Origin of the sequence: Pseudoalteromonas sp. CNAT2-18.1 (assembly GCF_022347865.1) — a bacterium.
GTDB lineage: Bacteria > Pseudomonadota > Gammaproteobacteria > Enterobacterales > Alteromonadaceae > Pseudoalteromonas > Pseudoalteromonas ruthenica.
In genome coordinates, this window is the sequence record NZ_JAKRFR010000004.1 from 85,734 (window position 1) to 109,882 (window position 24,149).

19 protein-coding genes are annotated in these 24,149 nt (G+C 48.3%); 14 read left to right on the forward strand and 5 right to left on the reverse strand.

The genetic code is table 11. From position 1 onward, the window contains the following. Positions 1–63 precede the first annotated feature (63 nt). The 3 genes from acs (at position 64) to MHM94_RS09670 (ending at position 3,175) form a co-directional block, all read left to right on the forward strand. Positions 64–2,004, forward strand: coding sequence for an acetate--CoA ligase (gene acs, locus MHM94_RS09660; protein WP_235419835.1), 1,941 nt, complete (start codon positions 64–66; stop codon positions 2,002–2,004). 92 nt (positions 2,005–2,096) lie between these two features. Next, positions 2,097–2,753 (forward strand): response regulator transcription factor, encoded by a 657-nt coding sequence (locus MHM94_RS09665; RefSeq protein ID WP_151172338.1) that lies wholly within the window; start codon positions 2,097–2,099, stop codon positions 2,751–2,753. Positions 2,754–2,770: 17 nt separating this feature from the next. Continuing rightward, positions 2,771–3,175 carry an ACT domain-containing protein gene (locus MHM94_RS09670; protein ID WP_235419836.1) on the forward strand — a complete coding sequence of 135 codons (405 nt, stop codon included), beginning with the start codon at positions 2,771–2,773 and terminating at the stop codon, positions 3,173–3,175. 3 nt (positions 3,176–3,178) lie between these two features. Here MHM94_RS09670 and purU read toward each other — a convergent pair whose 3' ends face one another. Together purU and MHM94_RS09680 are read right to left on the reverse strand one after the other, a co-directional pair. Further along, positions 3,179–4,012: a formyltetrahydrofolate deformylase gene (gene purU / locus MHM94_RS09675; protein ID WP_235419837.1), complete on the reverse strand. Its 834-nt coding sequence runs from the start codon at positions 4,010–4,012 to the stop codon at positions 3,179–3,181. A gap of 39 nt (positions 4,013–4,051) precedes the next feature. Next, positions 4,052–7,480 carry a PAS domain-containing hybrid sensor histidine kinase/response regulator gene (locus MHM94_RS09680; RefSeq protein ID WP_022946946.1) on the reverse strand — a complete coding sequence of 1,143 codons (3,429 nt, stop codon included), beginning with the start codon at positions 7,478–7,480 and terminating at the stop codon, positions 4,052–4,054. 334 nt (positions 7,481–7,814) lie between these two features. Between MHM94_RS09680 and MHM94_RS09685 the strand changes: the two genes are divergently transcribed. The 4 genes from MHM94_RS09685 to MHM94_RS09700 all read left to right on the forward strand — a co-directional run bounded on the left by MHM94_RS09685 (position 7,815) and on the right by MHM94_RS09700 (position 12,471). Further along, a complete protein-coding gene (locus MHM94_RS09685) occupies positions 7,815–8,078 on the forward strand; it encodes a DUF4212 domain-containing protein (protein ID WP_022946945.1) in 264 nt (87 codons plus the stop codon). Positions 8,079–8,089: 11 nt separating this feature from the next. Further along, entirely contained in the window at positions 8,090–9,814 is a 1,725-nt protein-coding gene (locus tag MHM94_RS09690; RefSeq protein WP_022946944.1) for a sodium:solute symporter family protein, read from the forward strand. Between the two features lie 165 nt (positions 9,815–9,979). Then, positions 9,980–11,824, forward strand: a complete 1,845-nt coding sequence (locus MHM94_RS09695; RefSeq protein ID WP_152441112.1) for a DUF294 nucleotidyltransferase-like domain-containing protein — start codon at positions 9,980–9,982, stop codon at positions 11,822–11,824. Between the two features lie 2 nt (positions 11,825–11,826). Beyond that, on the forward strand, positions 11,827–12,471 hold the full coding sequence (locus tag MHM94_RS09700; RefSeq protein WP_235419838.1) for a 3'-5' exonuclease: 645 nt from the start codon (positions 11,827–11,829) through the stop codon (positions 12,469–12,471). Here the strand turns inward: MHM94_RS09700 and MHM94_RS09705 are convergent. Beyond that, positions 12,458–12,874, reverse strand: coding sequence for a rhodanese-like domain-containing protein (locus MHM94_RS09705; protein WP_235419839.1), 417 nt, complete (start codon positions 12,872–12,874; stop codon positions 12,458–12,460). The genes MHM94_RS09700 and MHM94_RS09705 overlap by 14 nt on opposite strands. A gap of 332 nt (positions 12,875–13,206) precedes the next feature. Between MHM94_RS09705 and ribA the strand changes: the two genes are divergently transcribed. The 6 genes from ribA to csrA all read left to right on the forward strand — a co-directional run bounded on the left by ribA (position 13,207) and on the right by csrA (position 19,261). After that, on the forward strand, positions 13,207–13,830 hold the full coding sequence (gene ribA / locus MHM94_RS09710; RefSeq protein WP_022946939.1) for a GTP cyclohydrolase II: 624 nt from the start codon (positions 13,207–13,209) through the stop codon (positions 13,828–13,830). Between the two features lie 34 nt (positions 13,831–13,864). After that, positions 13,865–14,665: a BPSS1780 family membrane protein gene (locus MHM94_RS09715; RefSeq protein WP_235419840.1), complete on the forward strand. Its 801-nt coding sequence runs from the start codon at positions 13,865–13,867 to the stop codon at positions 14,663–14,665. Next, entirely contained in the window at positions 14,665–15,129 is a 465-nt protein-coding gene (locus tag MHM94_RS09720; protein WP_022946937.1) for a regulatory protein RecX, read from the forward strand. The genes MHM94_RS09715 and MHM94_RS09720 overlap by 1 nt, the downstream gene beginning before the upstream one ends. Before the next feature lie 10 nt (positions 15,130–15,139). Further along, positions 15,140–17,740, forward strand: a complete 2,601-nt coding sequence (gene alaS / locus MHM94_RS09725; protein ID WP_045978616.1) for an alanine--tRNA ligase — start codon at positions 15,140–15,142, stop codon at positions 17,738–17,740. Positions 17,741–17,761: 21 nt separating this feature from the next. Beyond that, positions 17,762–18,976: an aspartate kinase gene (locus tag MHM94_RS09730; protein ID WP_022946935.1), complete on the forward strand. Its 1,215-nt coding sequence runs from the start codon at positions 17,762–17,764 to the stop codon at positions 18,974–18,976. Positions 18,977–19,069: 93 nt separating this feature from the next. Continuing rightward, positions 19,070–19,261 carry a carbon storage regulator CsrA gene (gene csrA, locus MHM94_RS09735; protein WP_022946934.1) on the forward strand — a complete coding sequence of 64 codons (192 nt, stop codon included), beginning with the start codon at positions 19,070–19,072 and terminating at the stop codon, positions 19,259–19,261. A gap of 25 nt (positions 19,262–19,286) precedes the next feature. On the opposite strand, the gene MHM94_RS09740 is transcribed toward csrA, so the two are convergent. Next, positions 19,287–19,760 (reverse strand): YcxB family protein, encoded by a 474-nt coding sequence (locus MHM94_RS09740; RefSeq protein WP_138587894.1) that lies wholly within the window; start codon positions 19,758–19,760, stop codon positions 19,287–19,289. Positions 19,761–19,799: 39 nt separating this feature from the next. On the opposite strand from MHM94_RS09740, the gene MHM94_RS09745 reads away from it, so the two are divergent. Then, a complete protein-coding gene (locus MHM94_RS09745) occupies positions 19,800–20,741 on the forward strand; it encodes a hypothetical protein (RefSeq protein ID WP_235419841.1) in 942 nt (313 codons plus the stop codon). A 61-nt stretch (positions 20,742–20,802) separates the two neighbouring features. On the opposite strand, the gene MHM94_RS09750 is transcribed toward MHM94_RS09745, so the two are convergent. After that, positions 20,803–23,751, reverse strand: coding sequence for a TonB-dependent receptor (locus MHM94_RS09750; RefSeq protein ID WP_022946931.1), 2,949 nt, complete (start codon positions 23,749–23,751; stop codon positions 20,803–20,805). Positions 23,752–24,149: the final 398 nt, after the last annotated feature.

The following is a 24,149-nucleotide window of genomic DNA, read 5'->3' on the forward strand; positions in this document are numbered from 1 at the left end:
AACATTCAGCCCTGAGTAATGCTGTGGGCAAGCCTACAGGCAACAAAAGATATGGAGACGGTTATGTCACAGAGCATTTATCCGGTTTTTGATAACATCAAAAACAACGCACTAGTCGATAACGAAAAATACAAAGCACTATATCAGCAGTCCATAGATGACCCCGAGGGCTTCTGGGCCGAACATGGTAAGCGTTTGCACTGGTATACCCCCTATACAAAGGTAAAAAATACCTCTTTTGATAAAGGCCATATCAGCATTAAGTGGTTCGAAGACGGGCAACTCAATGCATCATATAATTGTATTGATCGTCATTTAGAACATAAAGCCAATAAGACCGCATTGATTTGGGAAGGAGATGACCCGAGCCAAAGCGAGCATATTAGCTACCAGCAATTGCATGATGAGGTGTGTAAACTGGCTAATGGCCTGCGCAAACTAGGCGTTAGTAAGGGCGATCGTGTGGCTATTTATATGCCGATGACGCCGCAGGCTGTCTACGCGATGCAAGCATGCGCGCGTATTGGTGCCGTGCACTCGGTGGTGTTCGGTGGTTTTTCGCCTTCTGCAATCGCCGATCGTATCAACGACAGCGGCGCTAAAGTGGTGATCACCTCAGATGAAGGTCGCCGTGGCGGTGGCACCGTGCCATTGAAAGCCAGTGTCGATGAGGCTGTGAGCCAAGAGTCAGTGACTACGGTCGAGCATGTTATTGTGCATCAACTTACCGGTGGTGACGTGCAGTGGCACAGTCACGACCTGTGGTGGCACGATTTAGTCGCCGATCAGCCTAGCCACTGCGAGCCAGAGGTGATGGACGCTGAAGATCCTTTATTTATTCTTTATACCTCGGGCTCCACGGGTCAGCCTAAAGGGGTCGTGCACTCTACTGGCGGTTATTTGGTGTATACCTCCATGACCCATGAATATGTATTCGATGTGCATGATGACGATGTCTACTGGTGTAGTGCTGATGTCGGCTGGATTACTGGTCACAGCTATATCGCTTATGGGCCTTTGGTTAATGGCTGTACACAAGTGATCTTTGAAGGTGTGCCGACCTACCCAAGTGCAGGGCGCATGGGGGAAGTAGTCGATAAGCATCAAGTGACGATTCTGTACACTGCGCCTACAGCCATTCGCGCGCTGATGGCAAAAGGCGATGAACCCACCGCCAGTTCAACACGCTCATCATTGCGGGTATTGGGTTCGGTGGGCGAGCCCATTAACCCAGAGGCCTGGGCATGGTATTACGAAAATATTGGTAATAGCCAATGTCCTATTGTGGATACTTGGTGGCAAACCGAAACTGGCGGCATCATGATCACGCCGCTGCCGGGTGCAACCGATATGAAGCCTGGCTCAGCGACACGACCTTTCTTTGGTATTGCCCCAGCACTTTACGATGCCGAGGGAAATAACCTTGAGGGTGCGGTTGACGGTAACCTTGTTATTCTCGATAGCTGGCCGTCGCAAGCACGCACGGTGTACGGCGATCATGAGCGTTTTGAGCAAACCTACTTCTCAGCCTATCCTGGGGTGTACTTCACCGGTGATGGTTGTCGTCGTGATGAAGATGGCTATTATTGGATCACCGGCCGCGTAGATGATGTACTTAATGTGTCAGGTCACCGCTTAGGTACCGCAGAAATTGAAAGTGCCTTGGTGGCGCACGAGGCTGTCGCCGAGGCTGCCGTGGTTGGTTATCCACATGACATTAAAGGGCAGGGGATTTACGTTTACATTACCCCAAATGATGGCGTGCAGGTTAGCGATGAATTGACTAAGGAAGTGCGGAACTGGGTGCGTAAAGAGCTTAGCCCCATTGCCTCTCCGGATATGATTCAATGGTCGCCGGGACTACCTAAAACCCGCTCAGGTAAAATTATGCGTCGTATTTTGCGTAAAATTGCTGCCAATGAGCACCAGCAATTAGGCGATACCTCGACGCTGGCGGATCCTGGCGTGGTGGACGATCTCATTGAAAACCGTCTAAATCGTTAATTAGGCGTTAAGAACTTGATTAACGAACGATTCTAAACGTAGACTATCGGCTGTCATCAAGCGATGACGGCCGATTTTTTTAGGAGCACAGCATGAGTCAGTTTTTAATCGCGGACGATCACCCATTATTTCGTGAAGCATTAAAAGGGGCACTGACAAAGCAGTTTACCCCCCTAGAAGTATTTGAATCTGATACCTTCGACAGTACCTTGGCGGTACTCGATGAGCAGCCAGAGCTAGACATTTTATTGCTGGATTTGCATATGCCCGGTAATGGCGATTTGTATGGCTTAATTCGCATCCGTGAAGATTATCCTGACCTTCCTATCGCTGTGGTTTCTGGCAGTGAAGATTTACACATAGTATCAAAAGTGATGGGCTACGGTGCCATGGGCTTTATTCCCAAATCATCTTCGGCACAGCAAATTGCTGATGCTATATCGCACATGTTGGAGGGCGATACCTGGCTGCCTGAGGAGATCAAAGACAAGGTTGAGGCGATCAGCGGTGAGGATAAAGAGCTGGCGGCTCAGGTCGCTTCATTGACACCGCAACAGTATAGAGTGTTAAGCTATTTGCACGAAGGTTTATTGAATAAACAAATTGCTTATGAGTTGAATATTTCTGAGGCGACAGTGAAAGCGCACATTACGGCGATTTTCCGCAAGCTCGGTGTCTATAATCGTACCCAAGCGGTGTTAATTGCCTCAAAGCTACAGTTGGAGCCTCTTGAAAATCAAAGCGAATAATCGCCACTGGAGGAACTATGAGCGCAATTACGGATCTGCACACGTTGTTAGCTAATCTTGAGCCACAATTACAGCCCCAAGAGTATGTTTTTTGCTGTGTACCGGGGTTGTTATCTGATTATACTCAGCTTAATCCCCTTGCTGCGTTTAGTGAAAAAGAGGGTATGACACTGGTACTTGAGGCCAATGCGGCGCAACAAGCCGGTTTTGATAGTGCCACCACCTACCGGCAAATCACCCTAAATGTTCATTCTGCTTTAGACGCAGTGGGCCTCAGTGCTGCCGTTGCGGACACCTTAGCTGCGGCGGATATCAGTGCCAACATTATCGCTGCGTTTTATCATGATCACGTGTTTGTTCCCAGCAACAAGGCCGGGCAGGCATTATCGGCACTGCAAGCGCTGAGCGCCGATAACCAGTAAAGCTTAGTCAAATACCACCGTTCGGTTACCATTTATGAAGAGCTTGTGCTCGGCTGCAAGCTCAAGTGCCTTACAAAATACCTGTTTCTCTACGTCGCGGCCTTTTTTAGCCATACTCAAGGCGCTGTCAGCGTGAGTCACCGGAGTGACCTGTTGCATAATAATGGGGCCTTCATCAAGTTCATCAGTAACAAAGTGGGCTGTGGCGCCAATGATTTTAACGCCACGCTCAAACGCTTGGTGGTATGGCTTAGCGCCAATGAAAGCAGGCAAGAAAGAGTGGTGAATATTGATTATTCGGCCACTAAAACGGGCGACAAATTCGGGGCTGAGAATACGCATGTATTTGGCAAGGCCAATCATATCCGGCGCATACTCGGCGATTTTATCGCCAACTAAAGCATCATGCTCGTCACGGCTTAGGCCCTCATGGCTAATACAGTGAAAAGGCACATTGAACCCAGCAGCTAAAGGCGCGAGGTCGGGGTAGTTGGCAATCACTGCCTGCACTTCAATATTTAATGCCTGCTCGAAGCACTTAAGCAACACTCCACCAAGGCAGTGTGCCTCTTTGGTGGCCAGTAGCACCACCTTGGTTGCTTCACCGCCATGCAGGGAAAGCGCAGAACCACTGGGTAGTGATGCCTGCAATTCGGCTAGTAAATCAAGATTATCAAAGTTTCCGTCCAGCTCAGTGCGCATAAAGAAACGCCCATGCTGCTTATCAACAAATTCGTTGTTGCGGGTAATATTCAGGTTATGCTCAAAACACAGCCCGGTAATTTTCGCGATTAACCCCTCTTCGTCGGGGCATTGCGCCAATAGTACTTTTTTCATTCCTCATTCCTAATGTGTGAACACATTAGGCATTATGCCCTAAAGAGAATGATTTAACAGTGCCTTTAACTTTGCGGGTTTTACTGGCTTAGAAAGATAGTGAACACCCGCTTCTTTCGCTTTTTGTTTTACTTCGTCATCGCGTACTGCGGTAATTAAAATAGCCGGTATGGGGCCACGCAGGGCGCGTATTTTTTCGATAAGACTTAAGCCGTCTTCATCATGACCAAGTTGATAGTCCATTAGAATCACATCGATAGCCCCCCCGTTTTGCACCCATTCGAGTGCTTGCTCGCCACTGGAGCAACCTTGGCTGTTGGCACCCCACTTATTTAGTAAGTGGGTCATGGCGGTGATGTTTTCAGCTTCGTCATCAACGACCAGTACATCATAATGAGCTTGTGCGCGGGCACCGGTGTGTTGCTCTGTAGGGCTGCTGATACGCTGTGCGTTGCCATAAGGAACTTCTACCTTAAAGCAGCTCCCTTGGCCTAAGGTGGAGCGCATTGTCAGCCGGTGTGAGAGCAGCTCTACCATGCGCTTGACAACGCCGAGACCGAGGCCAACGCCTTTATTATCGCCAGATTCAACGCGATAAAAGTCGTCGAATATCTTTTGTTGTTCACGCTCGCCAATGCCCAGTCCGGTATCCCATACCTCAATACTTAAATGGTGTTTACGGCGACGACAAGCAATAAGCACCTTGCCGCGCTCGGTATATTTAACGGCATTAGAAAGTAGGTTTTGTAGAATTCGGCGTAAATAAGTGATGTCGCTATGAACCACATCATTGCGCGAGCGCAAGGTAATTTCGAGGCCCTTATCGGCGCATAAAATGGCGTATTCATTGACCAGCGGCGCTAATATATCGTCGATATGAAAATGCTTCGGACTGGGAGTCATCGCGCCCTGGTCGAGTTTGGCAATATCGAGCAGGGCTGACATCAAATGTACGGTGCTATCGAGGCTATCGCCGAGTTTATCTAAGCTGCTGGCGTTATGCGGGGTTAATGTTTGTTCATCAATTGCCGCAAGGTAGAGGCGCGCCGCATTCAGCGGCTGCAAAATGTCATGGCTGGCTAGAGCGAGAAAGCGGGTTTTACTGTCATTGGCGCGCTCAGCTTCTTGTTTGGCCGCTTTTAGGGCTTGCTCGGTTTGCTCCCTGCTGGCCATTTGTGTTTTCAGATCTTGGTTGATTGCGCGGATCTCTTGCGTGCGCGCTTCAATGCGATTCTCCAAGTCCATGTTCACTTCTTCCAGTGCGTTTTGTGTTGCCATGTGTGCGGTAATATCTGAAAAGCTGGTCACAAAACCACCGTCTGGCAGTGGGTTTCCTATCATTTCATACACCTGACCGCTACGCCGATGGCGAATGAAGTGATGTGAGCTGCCATTACGCAGGTGGCGGACGCGCTTTTCCACATGATGCTCAATTTCCCCCGGGCCGCACTCACCACGTTGCGCATTGTAGCGAATCACTTCTTCAATCGGTTGGCCCTGTTGTAAGAAACCTTCGGGATAGTTAAACATTTCGGCATAACGCTTGTTCCACGCGACTAAATTTAAGTCTTTATCGACCACTGAGATGCCATGACTGAGGTTCTCTAAAGAGGTAAAGAGTAAGTTTTGGTTAAACCGCAACGCCTGGGTGGTTTCATCAAAGAAGTTGACCACCTCCTCAAAGGCTAATTGCTTACCACTGGCCACCGTTTGTATCAATGCTTGCGCCGATGATGCCCCCAGTACCCCGGTAAGAGCGCGCTCACAATAAGCAATAAATTCATTAGAGGGCTGGGCATTATTGTCATTGAGCTCGTCGTTGGCTTGGTAGTGGCTTAATACTTGGCTACTGCGCTGGGCGCCTAAAAAGGTTTGCAGCAGCACCTTAAAGTCATAAATCGTGGCATTAACGTGTTTGTTTAGTCGTTTGGCGAAGTTAAGCTGCTCTTTGGGGTTCACAAAAGCGGCGGCCTGAATACGGTCTATCAATCGCTCCTGAGCTCCAAGAGAGAAGCTGATATAACAACAGATGTTAGCGAATAGCGCTATCAACGTTCCTTGAGTAATCAATTCTTGCTGCGCGGTGCTATCTAACACTGTGGGAGTGTTCATAATGGGCAGCATTAAAAACAGCATCCAGCAGATCACCCCGGCAGTCAGCCCGGCATACACGCCATATGCATGGCCTCGGCGCCAGTATAAGCCGCCAACAATAGCCGGAAGCAACTGAGTTACCAACGAAAAAGCAACCAACCCCATAGACGCTAATGTTTCGCCGTGACCAAATACTTGTTGGTACAGGTAGGAAAGCAGCAGGATGGCGGCAATAGTAAAGCGCCTGACTAACAAGATGCGGGCACGATAACTGCGGTTAATCTGGTTGCGGCGAAACTTACGCTTGAGTATCAGTGGCAGCACCACATCGTTAGACACCATGGTGCTTAGGGTCAGTGTCGCCACTACAATCATTGCGGTCGCGGCCGATAGTCCACCGATAAACACGAAGGTAGTGAGTAACCAGTGTCCAGTACTTAACGGAAAGGCGAGAACAAAGCTATCAGCACTGTGCCCGTGGCCGATTTGCGGCATGATGGCGGCGCTGGCGATGGGTAGGATCATAGCGCCAATAAGCAAAAGGTATAGAGGAAAAGCCCAGCGTGCGGTCTTTAAATGACGGATATCCTGATTATCAACCACGGTGACGTGGAACTGACGTGGCAAGCAAATGATTGCAGCGGCGGCCATCAAGGTTTGACCGATAAAGCCAAAGCTGAGCATATCGGAGCTTTGCCAATGCTGCCAGATTGCGTCAAGGGAGACAGAACCGGGCAACGAATAAAGGGTGTACACCGCAAGGCCTGCGACGAAAATGAGTGCCAGCAACTTTATCAAGGATTCAAACGCCACCGCGAGCATCAGTCCCGAGCGGTATTCGGTGACATCGACCTTGCGGGTACCAAAGAAAATGGCAAAAACGGCCATGATTAGCGCACCACTAAGCGCCAATATAGTGCCGGATACCTGAGCCCCGCCGGGGAGTAACAAAAAGCTGCTGGAAAGTGCTTTGAGTTGCAACGCAATGTAAGGAATGGTGGCCATCAGCGCGATAAACGTGACTAAGATAGCGCTCAGTTGGCGTTTGCCATAGCGCGCAGAGATAAAATCGGCAATGGTGGTGATATTTTGTTTTTTACTGACCAATACCAGTTTGCGTAAAAAGCCCTGACAGAAGATAAACAACAATGCCGGGCCCAGCAAAATAGGCAGATAGCTCCAACCGCTGCTTGCCGCTGTGCCCACTGAGCCATAATAAGTCCACGAGGTGCAATAAATCCCCAAAGACAGTGCGTACACAAAGGGGTGGTGACTAATGTATTTGGCCCAAGGCGTAGTTTTGTCGCCCCAATTTGCCAGCCAAAACAGCAAAGAGATGTACACCAAGGATACGAAGATAAGAGCGAGGGTCATAAGCCGCAGCGTTATTGTTATTAGTAGCAAATACCATAGCAAACCCACAGCCTATTTAGCAGTGATTTTTAAGTGCTCAGCGCATGCGACTTAAGGTTATTAGACTAATGTATTAAGCCCTTGTTCACCTTCGAAAAACGTCCTGAGTTTATCTATATTAAACTCTAAACTCATGAAAATTATAACTTTATTTTAAATCGTGTTCTCGATGTTATTGACGTTAAGTTTTTGTTACGACTAAGGTCTGAATTTCCTCTGGCGCTGGCGTTGCTAGATTCAAAAGTGATGATAACAACCAGTCATACTTTTAGTGTGACGTGAAGGGGATACGAAAATGGCTTTTAAAGATGCAGATCACGCTAAAGCCTATTGGAACGAAAACCTCAGTCTAGTGTTTAAATTGCTAGTGGTGTGGTTCGTGGTTTCATTTGGCTGTGGCATTTTGCTAGTCGACGTACTCAATGAGGTGCGTTTCTTCGGGTTTAAACTGGGTTTTTGGTTCTCGCAACAGGGCGCCATTTATACCTTTGTGGTTCTTATTTTTGTCTACGCACACAAAATGAATGCGTTAGATAAAAAATACGGCGTAGACGAATAAGGAGCGCAGTGATGGATGTTCAAACGTTAACTTTTTTAATTGTTGGCCTTAGCTTTGCCATGTACATCGGTATTGCTATTTGGGCTCGAGCGGGCTCAACCAACGACTTCTATGTAGCTGGGGGCGGCGTACCACCTTTGGCAAACGGAATGGCAACCGCTGCAGATTGGATGAGTGCTGCGTCGTTTATCTCTATGGCGGGGATTATTTCTTTCGCCGGTTATGATGGCGGTGTGTATCTAATGGGCTGGACCGGCGGTTATGTGTTACTTGCGCTGTGCCTTGCGCCTTATCTTCGTAAGTTCGGTAAGTTTACCGTGCCGGACTTTATTGGCGATCGCTATTACTCACAAGCGGCGCGTATGGTGGCCATCTTCTGCGCTATCTTCATCTGCTTTACTTATATCGCAGGGCAAATGCGTGGTGTGGGCGTAGTGTTCTCACGCTTCCTTGAAGTAGACATTGAAACTGGCGTCTACATTGGTATGGTGATTGTGTTCTTCTATGCCGTATTAGGCGGTATGAAAGGCATCACTTACACCCAAGTAGCGCAGTACTGTGTACTTGTTTTTGCTTATTTGGTTCCGGCAATCTTTATCTCGTTGATGATGACTGGTCACTTGCTGCCACAAACTGGCTTTGGGGCGACACTGAGTGATGGCTCGGGAGCTTATATGCTCGATAAACTCGATGGCCTCAGTACCGAGCTCGGGTTTGCGCAATACACCGAAGGCTCCAAGAGCATGATTGATGTGTTCGCTATTACCGGCGCCTTAATGGTTGGTACTGCGGGCTTGCCTCATGTAATTGTTCGCTTCTTCACTGTACCTCGAGTGCGTGACACCCGTATCTCTGCGGCTTGGACTTTAGTGTTCATTGCCATCGTGTATACCACGGCACCGGCAGTTGCGTCTTTCGCGCGTGTTAATATGATTGACACTATCAATGGCAAAGATGGCAGCGGAACGCTATACAGCGAAGCCCCTACGTGGATTAAAAACTGGGAAAAAACCGGCTTAATCACGTTCAATGACAAAAATGATGACGGCCGCATGTACTACTCAGCAGGGGATGTTAACGACCCAAGCAGTGCCAACGAGGTGAGTGTCGATCGCGACATTATGGTGCTTGCTAACCCAGAGATCGCTGATTTACCGGCTTGGGTTATCGCCTTGGTTGCAGCCGGTGGTATTGCTGCGGCATTGTCGACCACTGCGGGTTTATTATTGGTCATTTCAACCTCGGTGTCCCATGACTTGTTGAAGCGTACCTTGAAGCCAAATATCAGCGACAAGCAAGAGCTACTGGCAGCGCGATTAGCGGCAATGGTGGCCATTGGCATCTCCGCCTACTTTGGCATTAACCCGCCCGGGTTCGTGGCATCGGTGGTGGCCTTCGCCTTCGGCTTGGCAGCGGCCAGCTTCTTCCCTGCGATTATCATGGGCATTTTCTCTAAGCGCATGAATAAAGAAGGGGCGATTGCCGGTATGGTAACGGGTATCGGCTTTACCGCTGCGTACATCATCTACTTCAAGTTTATCAGCCCCGACCTAAATAGCGCCGAGCACTGGTTGTTCGGTATCTCCCCTGAGGGCATTGGTTTGCTCGGTATGGTGGTGAACTTTGTGGTCGCCGTTGTGGTTCAGCGTATGACTGCTGAGACACCAGAAGAGATTCGTGAGATGGTCGAGGGGATCCGTAACCCGAAAGGATCAGGCACCGCTCACGCGCACTAATGTGTGAAGCACACAAACAAGCCCGGCCTTAGACCAAGGTCGGGCTTTTTTTGTCGCTGTTTTCGGCCTAGATTTAAGCTATATGCAGGATGCGGTGTTTATCTATGGTTGGCCAACACGCTAAGCAGTAGGTAGACACAGCAGTGATCAGTTGAGGTGTGGATAGTGAGCCCACAGCATCAAGATATTATCGATTTTGTCATTGAACAGGCCCCGTTTAATACGTTAGAGCGCTCTGCCTGTGAATACTTTTGTCATCACCTTGAAGTTATTTATGTCACGCGAGAGAACCAGCATCAGTGGCTTGATTCTGACGACCCAAAACTATTTCTTATTCGCAGCGGTAGCCTAGAAATCGTCGCACCAAGCGGAGAAGCGGTCGCGCGCTTAAGTGCGGGTGATTACTTCGGCTATCCATCGCTACTCAGCGGTGAGGCCATTAAAAACCGTATCGAGATAAAGCAGGAAGCTCTGGTATATATTCTCAGTCAGTCCAGTTTTGATTATTTGCGCCACGAATATAAACCCTTTGAGCAGTACTTTGTCCGTGCACACTCGAATCGCCTATTGTCATCGAAATATCAACACCACAGTGATAGCTGGTCAGAACGTAAAATAGCCGAACTGATGACTCGCCAAGCCGTTACTCTGGGCCCTGAGGCCAGTATTAGGCAATGCGCCCAACTGATGAGTGACCAGCGGGTGTCATCGATTATGGTAACCCACAGCGAAGACACCAAGTTGCTCGGGGTGGTCACCGACCGCGACTTGCGCACTCGAGTTCTGGCAGCAGGGGTGGACCCTGAGCAACCTTTGCAAGCCATTATGACCGCCCACCCTAAATACATTTTCGAGAATAACCGGGTATTTTCGGCTATGCATTTAATGCTCAAGCACAATATTCACCATTTGCCGGTACTGAACGAGGCGCATCAGCCGGTGGGCATGGTGACCGCGACCGACTTATTACGGCAGCAAAAAAGCGATCCCGTGCAGCTCATCGGTCGCATTTATAAGGCGGCGGGGGTTGCCGATTTAAAACGCTATGCCGGTGAGGTACCGAGTCTACTCGATAGCTTTGCTTATCATATCGAAGACACCACCTTGGTGGGTAAGCTACTTAGTGGTATTAGTGATGCGTTGACCACGCGATTGATTCAATTATACCAACAACGCCATGGCGATGCGCCTAAGCGTTTTAGCTGGATTTGCTTCGGCTCACAAGCACGGGAAGAACAAACGCTGCACTCTGATCAAGATAATGGTTTGCTGTTGCCCGACCAATTGAGCGATGCTGAGGCTGATTATTTTCGTGGCATGGGCGAGTTTGTGTGTGAGCAGCTCGATGTTTGCGGCATTGTCCGCTGCCCAGGGAACATCATGGCCAGTAATCCGCAATGTCGGCTATCGATATCGGCCTGGTTAGAAAAGTTTGCTCGCTGGCTCGGTAGTCCCACGCCTGAGGCCATGCTCAACTGTAAAATCTTCTTTGATATTCGCTTTATCACCGGCTCCAGTGATTTGTTTGCGGCATTTACAACGTCGCTTGGCAAGCAAAACCGCGATCAGCTTTTTTACCGGGCTCTGGCCAGTGAGCTGAACCAAAATTCGGTGCCTATCGGACTGTTCCATCAACTAAAAACGCAAACCGACGCCCAGCATCACAAGTTTATCGACCTGAAAAAGCGCGGTATTGTGATTATTAACGACATTGTTCGCCTGTATGCACTGCAAGAGGGTATCCGCAGTGCCAATACCCTAGAGCGCTTGGATGCGCTGATAAAAACTCGGCAGTTATCGAAAAAAGACATTTTTGATTTAAAAGACTGCTGGCGCTATTTAACGCAATTGCGTCTTAAAGCTCAGCTGGATAAAGAGCCGGTGCCAAGTAACTGCATTAACCCCGATACCTTAACGTCGCTCGAGCGCCACCAACTTAAAGAGGCATTTTACTTGGTGCGCCAAGCCCAGCAGGCGGCGAGCTTTAAGTTCGCGCGAGGGAGTTTGTAATTATGACTTACGCATGGTGGCAAAAGCTCAAAGCGATGTTTGGCCAAGACCATTTTGGCTTTACTGATAGTTGGCATCGTCATCGATATGTGGTGGTGGATTTAGAGCTAACAGGCTTAAACCCTAAGGAGCATGAAATTGTATCCATGGCGTGGGTGGTGATCGAAAATCAACGTATTTGCCCGCGCCAAAGTGCCCATATGTTGCACAGTGGGGTGTCGCAGCTAGCGCAATCGCCCATTTATCACGGTATCACCGCGTCGCGTTTAATCAGCGAGGGCGATTCCATGGCGGCGATACTGACCGCTTTTGATGCTGTCTGCGAAGACAGTATTTTAGTGTTCCATAATGCTTTGCTCGATGAGCGTTTTTTGCGTTGCGCTTACAAACAGCAGGGGCAAAAGTTTCGTTACTTGACGTTGGATACCCTGAAAATTGAGCAACGCCGTTTAGCGCGGCAGGGCACGGAAGTGGCGCTTGATGCATTATCGCTCAGTGCCTGTCGGCGTCGCTACCAGTTGCCGGTTTATCGGGAACACAATGCGTTGAGCGATGCGTTGGCCACTGCGGAACTGTTTCTTGCCCAAGTTAATCACATGAGTCGGCAGCAAAGGCTGCCGCTCAGCGCGTTGATTACTGCTGGTTAATTAAAGGTAGTTCGGCTTGTTGCCATTTTAAGAAATCACCCTCTAAGTGGTATAGCTGGGTAAAGCCTTGCTTTTTGAGCGCCTCCAGAGCAATACCTGCGCGACGACCACTGCGACAATACACCACAATGGCTGTGTCTTTGTTGAGTGTGGCGCCATTTTCAACAATCTCGCTATGGGGGATGTTTACCGCACCTTTGATATGTCCTTGCTGATACTCTTGTTTTGAGCGCACATCAAGCAGCGTCATTGGCGTGGCACTGAACCTATCCGCCATAAGTTGTTGCTGCGTAACCGTCTGTGCTGACTCAGCGTGCAGTGCGGGTGCAAAAACGAGGGTGCACAAGGCGAAGGCCAGCGATACCCCGAATGCAGTGAGTTGTGATGCGATTGTTTTTATCATAATAGCCCCTGTTGTTGGCGTGATTAGTCGTTTACAAAGCGATGACACCAAGTGTGTATGACCTATTCCACTTTGGCACAACGCGTAGTGTTAAGGGTGATCATAGTCGCGAGCATCCACTGGCTGCAAGGTTTTCAGCTTCCCGCCAGCACAATCACCATTTATGTATACGGCTACCACCACCGTATTGAGCACATGTTTCCCTTGATTAGCCATCGCTTGGTATTGTTGTTTCGTGTTAATATAGCCCCATTTAAAAGCATATAGCGGCTGATTCTGAGCAGCGGCTTGTTATACTATCACAGTTGTTTTTTATAAAAGAGTGAGTCGTCGTGGCTGAAGTAAGAGCTAGGGTCCAATTAAATGTGGGCAAAAACAGTGATATCCCGGCAGAAATTGTCTCATTTTCTGGGCTAAAAGATGGCCAAGAGCATGTTGCACTAATTTTTAATGAGGCGGACAAGCATCAACAGACACCGCTTATTCGCATGCACTCTGAGTGTTTAACCGGCGACGTTTTCCACTCCAGTCGTTGTGACTGCGGTGAGCAGCTCAATGAAAGTATCGAATTAATGCACCAACAGGGCGGAATATTGTTATACCTGCGTCAAGAGGGGCGAGGCATAGGGTTGTACAATAAGCTCGACGCCTATGTTTTACAGTCTCAAGGTATGAACACCTATGAAGCCAACAACCACTTGGGCTTTGCTGATGATTTGCGTGAGTTTTCCGATGCGGTACTCATGCTTAAGGCGTTGGCTGTGACGCAGGTCAAACTGATGACTAATAATCCTAAAAAACTCAGTGCGTTAGCTGATAATGGCATCGATGTGAAAGCTGTCGTGGGCACGTCGGCGCATATTAAGGTGGGCTTAACGGGAAACCAAGCATACTTAGAAACCAAAATTAAGCATGGCTCGCACATGCTCGATATCAAAAAAATACAAAAACCATAAAGCACGACGCAAAGAAAGAGGAAACGCAGTCATCATGGCTATAGAAATTCGCGTACATAGCGCCAAAGCTGGCGGGCGCTGGATAAAGCAGGGATTGGATATATTTGCCAAGCAGCCTTTCACTTTTATGTTTATGTACCTGCTCATTGCTGTTTTAGGGTTAGTTGGGCTGGTGGTACCGCTGTTGAAGATTCCAGCCGCGCTGGCGACGCCTTTTCTAATGGCTGGTTTTTATCAGTCAGCACTTGCGCGCCAGCAGGGGAAAAACGTTGCCTTTGCCGACATCATCGATGTGTTTTCACAAAAAGGCCGACGTATGGGCTTGTTCCGGGTCGGCTTGTACCAAATGGGTGCGGGGATCTTACTAGGCTTGCTAGCTAGCGTGTTATTTGCGGATATGGCTGCGGTGGTGAGTGACCCGAACATGAACCCAGAGCAGGCGCTACAGCTATTAGCACAAAGCCTGTCATTTCCTTCGTTAGCCTTGTTTTTGGTAATAACCAGTATTTACCTGTGCGCCTTTGCATTTGCCATACCATTAGTGTTTTTTGGCGGCCACACGTCGATGTGGGCGGTGATGAAAGCCAGCTTGATGGCGTTTTATCATAATGCCGCAGCGATGACGGTGTACGGGCTTATTATGGGTGTTTTGATGCTGTTGTGTGCAGTATTGTCCTTTATTCCTCTTCTGGTTCTAATGCCGATTTGCTACATTAGCCTTCTGGTGGCGTTTCAGGCGATTTTTGCGCCGCAACTGGGCGAGCAGGATGCACCCACAGCGCCGCATGTTAATGCCATTAGCGACACCACCGACAATGGTCGGTTTGACGCCTAATGGACGATAGCGAAAAGCAAAAGCAAAAAAATTACGTTCTGTGGCTGTTAGGACGACAGGACTACAGCCGCAAAGAATTAGAGCGCAAGTTAAGCCAGCGCCAAGTGCCGCAGGCGTTTAGCTGCGAATTACTGGACTGGTGTGAGCAACATGGGTTCTTAGATGACAACCGGTTTTGTGCCGGTTTTGTCCGTCGCGCTGCGGACAAGCGCCATGGCCCGCGACGCATTATGGCTGATGCGCAGCAAAAGGGGCTGGCAAAAGAGCAAGTTAGCGAAGCCATCGATGCCTTAGACATAGATTGGTTTGAACTCGCTCTAGAAGCTTATACCCGGAAGTTCCGGACAACAGATAAACAATTAGATTACAAAGAAAAAGCTAAGCGCATGCGTTATTTAACAGCGCGTGGGTTTGACTACCAACAGATAGAATTTGCACTTGCAAGTGAAGCGAATGACGAGTGAGAAAAACGCAATGCAGCATTTGACGACCGCACAGCTAAGACAAAAGTTCTTAGACTATTTTGCCAAGCACCAACACCAAATTGTGCCTTCGGCTTCATTAATTCCTGGTACTGATCCAACGTTGTTGTTTAACAACGCCGGCATGGTGCCTTTTAAAGATGTATTTTTGGGCGCGGAAAAGCGCCCCTATACGCGAGCGACCAGCGCCCAACGTTGTGTCCGCGCAGGTGGTAAACACAACGACTTAGAAAATGTTGGTTACACTGCCCGTCACCATACCTTTTTTGAAATGCTCGGTAACTTTAGCTTTGGAGATTATTTCAAAGAGCAAGCTATTCAATTTGCTTGGACTTTTTTGACCGAAGAGCTCGGCTTGCCTAAAGAGAAGCTGTGGGTGACGGTGTTTACCGAAGATGATGAAGCCGCCGATATTTGGATTAACAAAATTGGCGTGCCAGCTGACCGCGTCTCTCGCATTGGTGAAAAAGATAACTTCTGGTCCATGGGCGATACCGGTCCGTGCGGTCCGTGCTCGGAAATTTTCTACGATCATGGTGAAGAAGTCTGGGGCGGTCCACCAGGGACGCCAGAAGAAGATGGTGACCGTTATATTGAGATTTGGAACTTGGTTTTCATGCAATATAACCGCCATGCCGATGGCACGATGGAAGCCTTACCTAACCCATCTATTGATACAGGCATGGGTCTTGAGCGTATCGCCGCCATTATGCAGGGCGTGCATTCAAACTATGAAATTGACCTATTCCAAGCGTTAATCCAAGCGGCAGCAAAAGTGACGAATGCGCAGGATTTAGAAGATAAATCATTGCGGGTTATTGCCGACCATATCCGTTCGTGTGCGTTTTTGGTGCTAGATGGTGTCATGCCTTCGAATGAAGGACGCGGTTACGTGTTGCGTCGTATTATTCGTCGCGCTGTGCGCCACGGCAACAAACTGGGGGCAAAAGGCACCTTCTTCCACCAACTGGTGGGTGCGCTGATTGAACAGATGGGGGATGCATACCCTGAGCTTGCCAAACACCAGAGCATTATTGAAAAAGTACTGCGTATTGAAGAAGAGCAATTTGGCAAAACTCTAGAACGCGGCTTGGCTATTTTGGAAGAACACTTAAGCGCCCTAGAAGGCGATGTTATTCCCGGCGATGTGGTATTCAAGCTCTATGATACCTATGGCTTTCCAGCGGACTTAACCGCTGATGTCGCTCGTGAACGTTTTATGACCATTGATGAGCGTGGTTTCCAGCAGTGTATGGATGTGCAACGTAAAAAAGCACAACAAGCTGGCAAGTTTGGCGCTGATTACAACACGCAACTGCGCTCTGATAAGTCGAGCGACTTCAAGGGTTATGAAGCCGAGCATTACAGCGGCACTGTGGTCGAGTTGTTCGCTGCTGGCGATAAGGTATCGGTATTGGAAGATGGTCAAGAAGGTATCGTGATACTTGATCGTACGCCATTTTATGCTGAGTCAGGCGGTCAGGTGGGTGACACCGGCGTGCTGAAAGCCGGTAATGGAGAGTTTATTGTTACCGATACACAAAAACTCGGCAATGCCATTGCGCACTACGGCAAAGTAAGTGGGCAAATGGGGGTGAACGATAAAGTGGATGCGCGTATCGATGCTGAGCGCCGTGACCGCATTAAGAAAAACCACACTGCAACCCACCTTATTCACGAAGCATTGCGCCAAGAGTTGGGTGAGCATGTAAACCAAAAAGGCTCCTTGGTTGAGCCTGATCGTATGCGTTTTGATTTCTCTCATTTTGAGGGCGTCACGCGTGAGCAACTACAACGCATCGAACAACAAGTGAATATTGAAATTCGTCGTAATTTTGCTTTGCAAACTGAACTGATGGCCATTGATGAGGCAAAAGCAAAGGGCGCTATGGCGCTATTCGGCGAGAAGTATGACGATGAAGTACGTGTCGTGAGCATTGGTGACTACTCTATCGAGCTGTGTGGTGGTACCCACGTGCAGCGCACTGGCGACATCGGCTTATTTAAAATCGTCTCAGAGGCGGGTATTGCCGCTGGTGTACGCCGTATTGAAGCGGTCACCGGTGATGATGCATTGAATTATGTTGCTGAGCAAGAGAACAAACTGGCGCAAATAGCGGCATTACTCAAAGCGGATAATGCCTCGGTGCTTGATAAAGTATCGGGTTTAATTGAGCGTAGCAAAGGCCTTGAAAAGCAGGTGGCGCAGCTTAATGACAAGCTCGCCAGTGCAGCGGGCGCCTCGTTGCTTGATAGTGCTATTGATGTAAACGGCGTTAAGCTGCTTGTGGCGAACGTTGCTGGCACCGAGAGCAAAGCGCTGCGTGGTATGGTTGATGACCTGAAGAACAAAATGGGTTCAGGCATTATTGCTTTAGGCGTTGCCAACGGCGAAAAAGTCAGTTTAATTGCTGGCGTCACCAAAGATCTTACTGGTCAGTTTAAAGCCGGAGAGTTGGTTAACCATATGGCGGCACAAGTTGGTGGTAAAGGTGGCGGTCGCCCTGATATGGCACAAGCCGGTGGCTCGCAACCAGAGCACTTAGATAGCGCACTGGCCAGTGTTCAAGCATGGGTGAGTGAACGTGGATAAACAACAGGCGCGTATTTATTCGTGGCACTGTTAGTTCAAAAGTTTGGCGGCACCTCGGTAGGCTCGATTGAGCGTATTGAGGCCGTCGCCGATATCATTATTCGCCAACGTCAGCAGGGCCACCACATTGTGGCTGTGGTGTCAGCAATGTCAGGCGAAACCAATCGATTATTAGCGTTAGCTGAGCAAGTTGATAGCTCCCCCAGTCCTCGTGAACTTGATGCATTAGTCAGTACCGGAGAGCAAGTAAGTGCCAGTCTTCTAGCGATGGCACTGATCCGCCGAGGCTACCCCGCCATCAGCCTGTTGGGCGATCAACTGGGTATTCGCACCGACAACCTCTTTACCAAAGCACGTATCAATGACATCAACAGTGCCCGCTTACGTCAAGAAATTGAACATGGTCGCATTGTTATCGCAGCAGGGTTTCAAGGCCGTGATTTGGAAGGAAATATTACCACTCTGGGGCGCGGCGGTAGCGACACTTCGGCAGTGGCCATTGCCGCTGCGATAAATGCTCAAGAATGTCAGATCTATACCGACGTTGACGGCGTATATACGACTGATCCTCGTATCGAACCTGGGGCATGGAAGCTGTCGAGCGTGTCAGTGCAGGTCATGCTAGAGATGGCTAGTTTAGGCGCGAAGGTATTGCATATTCGTGCAGTGGAAGCGGCTGCGCATTATAAAATGCCATTGCGAGTGTTATCCAGCTTTAGTGTTGGGGAAGGGACGCGCGTTGATTACGAGGATGAAGGTATGCAACAACAGACTGTTTCGGGAATTGCCTCCAAGCGTGAGCAAGCGCTTATCTTTATAAATGATTGCTCAAACGATGGTTCTACTTTAGCAAATATAGTGGAACTCTTGGCTGAAAAAGGCATCGAAATAGACATGATTAACCAAGTTAATCAAAAAGTTGGAAAAGTAGACTATGCTATAAGTGTACCCAGCTTAGAGTTGCAACAAGCAATGAGTTTATTGCAAGAAAGTGATGCTTTAAGCGGGGCCAAAATAGATAGTCGTGACGACCTCGCCATGTTGTCTATAGTTGGCGCAGGGATAAAAACGAACACGCCAATTACGGGGCGATTTTTTCGCGTGTTAGCCGATGAAAATATTGATGTAGTCGTCGCTAGCTCAGGAGAAATAAAGCTTTCAGTTCTTATTGAAAGAAAGTACTTGGAATTGGGCGTACGTGCATTACATGCGGCTTTTTTAACGGCAAGTGAATAATCGCTTTTAAGTTTTACTTACTTTTAGAGTGATTATTCTTTAGAATGCCGGAGACGGAATTTTTTACTAATTTGGAACTATGGGAGCAAGCGAATGCTAATTCTTACTCGTCGAGTTGGTGAAACCTTAATGATTGGTGATGAAGTCACAGTGACTGTTTTAGGCGTTAAGGGTAACCAAGTGCGTATCGGTGTGAATGCACCAAAGGATGTGTCTGTTCACCGCGAAGAGATTTACATGCGAATCCAAGCCGAAAAATCGGACTCAAATCCGGGCAACGCATAAATAAACGAATTCATAAAAGCCACTATCAAGTGGCTTTATTTTTATCAAAGATAAATGCAATCACTTCCTCATTGAGCACTCGTGCAGGAAAATAGTGCCTAGCTCCCTTATCGGTGACAATAATTATTCCCTTCTGCGTACTCAATACCTCTTTAATTTGTGGCCATGAGTATTGCTTCTTATGGGCATTAATCTCGGTACTAATTCCTTGCTCATCAACCCGTAGCGTTACTTCATTTCCAGCAGCTCTTGTTAATCGCTGTCGTGCCACCCACCAAGGTTGCTGATATTTGTAGGCAACCACTTCTAAAATAGCTAAAGCAAACAAAAAATAACCAAGGTAGTTATTTTGCAACTTGAACATGCTAAAAAGAGCGAGTCCTACGAGTAAGAGCACCAGTGGATATTTGAGTTGGCGGCGATGGCTGAAGGGCAAAGACTGCTCAAAGCTTTCGTGGTAGTAGTCTTTATCTAAAATATAGCTAGTGTGGTAATTCATAGTACTCGTTATACGAACTTGATTAATATAGAGGCAGGTATGCGCGCGATTTTTATGGCATTAACGGCCGCGCTTTTCAGCACTACGGTTGGCGCCCAACACCAATTTTTGGTCTTTGGCGATATGCCATATTCTCCTATCGATGAAGCGCTGCTCACCCCACCTGCAGGGCCATTATATCAAGGCGTGCGGCAAACCCCACATCATTTTATTGTCCACGTCGGCGATATTAAGGCTGGAGCTGTCGCTTGCACCGATCATGTTCTGCGCGGCAACTACCAGCTGTTATCTAATCTTAGTGAGCGGCCCTTTGTCTACACACCGGGTGACAATGATTGGACCGACTGCGATAGGAAAGGGCTTAGCACACGCTATGATGAGCTAGAGAGACTAAGCTTTATACGGAAAGAATTCGCTGTTCATACAGTCGCCTTACCCGGCTATGAACGCCAGCCTGAGCTGCCCGAAAACCAGGCTTGGCGAATAGAGCAAGTGCAGTACCTGACTGTGCATGTGGTAGGTACCAATAATGGTCGTGCGCAAATTCTTAAGTCTCATAAAAAACAAGCGCTGCAGGCTGTTAAAAAGCGAGATCAGCATAATATTCAATGGCTAAAACGCCATGCTGATAAAAACCTAACCGCCATGGTTGTCTTTTTTCAAGCGGATATCTTTCGCTCAAGTAGCGGTCAGGGAGTGTGCAGTGACAATAACCGAAAATGTGATGGCTTTGCTGTCTATCGTCAGTACTTAGATAAGCTCGCTCAACACAGTGATTATCCTATTTTAGTGGTGCATGGCGATACCAGTGAATTTTGTTTTTCACAGCGTCAGTCGCAGCTTTGGCATCTTAATGCACCTGGCGATTTTCAGGTTTTAGATATTGCTCATGTAACCGTTAATGTAGATTCAGCACAGCCTTTTCAGGTGTCCCCCTTATTGACAACTAGCGCTATTCCTCGCTGTGAAGATGACGGTTAGCTGCTGCGGCAGGTAAGCATAAAAAAGCCGCGCTAGGCGCGGCTTTTGTTAACACTGCGAATTAGAACTGGAACCTTAGGCCCAGTTTAAACTTGCGACCAAGCACGTCATAGTTACTTGGGAACGTGTTACCCGAGTTAGAGCTGGTATCACCTGCCTCATTACCCACAACCGGTGGATCTTTCTCGAACAGGTTATCTATACCTAAACTTGCGGTGATATTATCGGTAAGGTGATAATTGGCATACAAGTCAAAGTAATCGTAGGAATCGATACTTCTAAACTCTGGGAAGTAATCGTCGGCAACGACTGGCTCTGCGTCAATGCCGTCAATGTGACGCCACTGCAATGACAGGGTAAAGTCGTCCATCGCCCACGTAGTACGTTGCACCCAGCGCATCTCTGCGAGGGGATCACAGCTGGCACTGTAATACCCTTTACAGTCGATAATTCGCGCTGTATCAGAGCTTTGCGATTCTTGAGTTAGATACTTGTTGATGGTTCCTGAGAACTGCAGCTCACCCATGTCCTCAAGTGGCACGAAGAAATTGAAGCCCAGTTCAACCCCCTCAGCGGTCAAGTTCTTGAGGTTGGTAGTGAATTGTTCAATCCCGGCACCAGCAACGGTCAAATCGCCACCCACACGTTGTATTTTGGCACACTCTTGTGCATCACCTAACTTGTAACAGGCATCGAGGATTTCTTGTGCTGAAAACTCGCCGATGATGTCATCAATATCAATATCATAGTAATCTAAACTGATAGTGAAGTTTTGCAAGGTATCGAACTCTGGAGTCCAAACAATACCTGCTGTAAAGGTGCTTGCTTCTTCAGCGTCAGGTGGATTAAGTGGATCGCTTCCGGAGATCACTTGCACTTGACCTGATATCACATCTTGCACGTTACCCACTTGCGCATCGGTCATGCCAGTGGAAATACACAGCTGGCGCAGTTCAGCGCTGATGTTACCGGCGTTGGCAACCGAGCAAGGGTCGCTAGTCGCGTTATCAAGGCCAGTTACCACAGGAGAGGCGATTTCACCCACGTTCGGAGCTCGCGTCGCTTGCTGTTGCATAACACGTACTAATACGCTGCTAACTGGGCGCCAGTTGAAACCAAGCTTCCAGGTTTCATTAGAGCCCACGGTATCGTAGTCTGCCCAACGGAAACCAAACTCCACATCAAGCGTATCAGCAAATGCCATACCGTCTAAGACTGGCAAGTAACCTTCCATGAACAGCTCATCAACACTGAAGCCACCTTCAATAGGCAACTGGTTACCTCCAGCACCACCCTGACAGCTCGCTGGTGCAAGTTTCAAACATTCATCAGGCTCAAATAAGCCTTTTTCTTTGCGGTACTCGTAACCAAAGCTCATCGATAGCGGTGCGCCGGCGCCCGGCACTTCAATAAACTCAATCGGACCATTGATGGTCGCAGTTGCGATACGCTGGCTGTACTTTTGCTGCTGTAATGCAATAGCTGTAGCATAACCGGCCATTTCATCGGTAATGGTGCCAAAGCCACCAAACAGGTTGATGGGTACGCACGTTGGGTCGCCGTTTAAGCAGGTGACACCGTCTTCGGTTTCAAGGGCATTTTGGATGTTAGTTAGGTTGGTGTAGCCACCGCGTACGGTGGTACGGTTGGACTCACCATATTGGAAACTAACATCATACTCCCAGTCGTCAAACACATAACCTTTCACGCCAGTGACAAACTGGAACAACGAGGTGTCGTAGCGCTCTGTACGGGGGCCGAGTTCGAGTGTACGCCGACGTAACTGCACAGTTAAATAGTCCTCAGAGTCGACGACGCCATTGCCGTTGACATCATTCCAGTTACTGTCACTTAAGAGACCATCAGCGAGCGCGTTGTTGCCCGTATCAATCATAAATTGCTGTGCTTGATCGCCAATTAACGGGTTAAATAGGGGCAATTCGAAACTAGCACCAAATGTGCCTGATGGCGCAACCTGTGTATCTACCGAGATCGAGCTGTAAGTGAGTGATGAATAAACTTCATGATCGTCGGTGAGGTTGTAACGAGCGAGAGCCGTACCTGAATAGCGCTCGGACGGTGTCTGATAGAAGTTGTAGGGGTTGAAGTTGAACACGCTACAGGTATCGGCAGCAAGTGTGCCATCATTTCTAAATTGGCCTGCGGTACCCGCTCCGACAATACCAAAGCGTGTGGGCATGGCCGTTGTAGAACCACCACTTTCTACTGAGTTAGGGGCCTCACACTCAGAGGGCGCTGGAACGGGCGGTTGACCATTGAGGAACTGCTCATAGTTAGCGCCTGATGCGGTTTCGATACCAAGTAAACCCAACGGACGATCGCCAAGGAGCACTTGGTCACGCTTCATCCAGTCCAATGAGAGTACGACGTTACCTCTGTCATCAGCGAGGTTAGAACCGATGGTAAGCGATATATTACTTTTATCGCCGTCACTTTCGTCTGTTTGCTGGTGCGAGGTGTCTAAGGCTATCCCTTCAAAATTATCTTTAAGGACAAAGTTAACCGCCCCGGCAATGGCATCAGAGCCATAAACGGCCGAAGCACCACCAGTAACTACATCGATGCGCTCTACCAGTGCTGAAGGGATCACCGAGGTATCTACCGAACCGTTGTAGTTATATGGGATCATTCGCCGGCCATTAACCAGTATCAATGAACGCTGAGAACCCAAGCCTCTTAAGTTGACCGTTGCTGCACCGCCAGAGCCGTTGTTCACGTTACTGCCGTCACCGGGAATAGTGGATGGTAAAGTACGAAGAATTTGCTCTACTTCAGGTTCTTGTTGGAAGCGCAGCTCTTTCTCGCCAATGGACGTGATGGGGCTGGCTGAGACAGCGCCAGGCTGGCGAATACGACTACCAGTGATGGCAATGACCTCGATATCCTTGGCTTCTTCATCCCCCGCAGCGAGTGCTTGAGGCATAACGAATGAAGAAATACCTACGCCGAGCGCTACTTGTAGCGACAGCGCCAGTTTAGATTTTAACATTGTTTTTCTCCCTAGTTATTAGTACGACTAATACTTCAGGGCCAATCAAACTGCGGTTGTTCCTATTTAGCGTCATAAGCTTAGTCCGATTTGTTCAAACCTGCCAATGACTTAGAGTCAAAAAATAGAACAAAAACCCTCAACGTAAACAATGTAAAATTAAACTTGGTATGACCAATTATCTGTTTTGAAGTTCTCAGCATCATTCATGGCTAATGAAGATGATTTTTTCTCGTATAGATTTTATTTATATCCGCTATTTTTATTATCTATAAAGCTAAAACAACGGTATTGTTGGCGGTTTTTAAGTCTCCTTCCAAGAATTTCTAGGTTATAAATATTGGTATTACCAATTTACACTTATGTAGACATTCTCTTTTTTTTTGATATGGTGTTGG

Excerpts from the sequence above, each read along its gene's own strand:
- MHM94_RS09680 (WP_022946946.1), bottom strand. The coding sequence starts at position 7,480 with ATGACCCTCGCTCTTATCTTCGTATCCTTGGTGTACATCTCTTTGCTG.
- MHM94_RS09720 (WP_022946937.1), top strand. The coding sequence starts at position 14,665 with ATGGACGATAGCGAAAAGCAAAAGCAAAAAAATTACGTTCTGTGGCTG.
- MHM94_RS09665 (WP_151172338.1), top strand. The coding sequence starts at position 2,097 with ATGAGTCAGTTTTTAATCGCGGACGATCACCCATTATTTCGTGAAGCA.
- MHM94_RS09690 (WP_022946944.1), top strand. The coding sequence starts at position 8,090 with ATGGATGTTCAAACGTTAACTTTTTTAATTGTTGGCCTTAGCTTTGCC.
- alaS (WP_045978616.1), top strand. The coding sequence starts at position 15,140 with ATGCAGCATTTGACGACCGCACAGCTAAGACAAAAGTTCTTAGACTAT.
- MHM94_RS09740 (WP_138587894.1), bottom strand. The coding sequence starts at position 19,760 with ATGAATTACCACACTAGCTATATTTTAGATAAAGACTACTACCACGAA.
- MHM94_RS09670 (WP_235419836.1), top strand. The coding sequence starts at position 2,771 with ATGAGCGCAATTACGGATCTGCACACGTTGTTAGCTAATCTTGAGCCA.
- purU (WP_235419837.1), bottom strand. The coding sequence starts at position 4,012 with ATGAAAAAAGTACTATTGGCGCAATGCCCCGACGAAGAGGGGTTAATC.
- MHM94_RS09685 (WP_022946945.1), top strand. The coding sequence starts at position 7,815 with ATGGCTTTTAAAGATGCAGATCACGCTAAAGCCTATTGGAACGAAAAC.
- csrA (WP_022946934.1), top strand. The coding sequence starts at position 19,070 with ATGCTAATTCTTACTCGTCGAGTTGGTGAAACCTTAATGATTGGTGAT.
- MHM94_RS09745 (WP_235419841.1), top strand. The coding sequence starts at position 19,800 with ATGCGCGCGATTTTTATGGCATTAACGGCCGCGCTTTTCAGCACTACG.
- acs (WP_235419835.1), top strand. The coding sequence starts at position 64 with ATGTCACAGAGCATTTATCCGGTTTTTGATAACATCAAAAACAACGCA.
- MHM94_RS09715 (WP_235419840.1), top strand. The coding sequence starts at position 13,865 with ATGGCTATAGAAATTCGCGTACATAGCGCCAAAGCTGGCGGGCGCTGG.
- MHM94_RS09705 (WP_235419839.1), bottom strand. The coding sequence starts at position 12,874 with ATGATAAAAACAATCGCATCACAACTCACTGCATTCGGGGTATCGCTG.
- MHM94_RS09750 (WP_022946931.1), bottom strand. The coding sequence starts at position 23,751 with ATGTTAAAATCTAAACTGGCGCTGTCGCTACAAGTAGCGCTCGGCGTA.
- MHM94_RS09700 (WP_235419838.1), top strand. The coding sequence starts at position 11,827 with ATGACTTACGCATGGTGGCAAAAGCTCAAAGCGATGTTTGGCCAAGAC.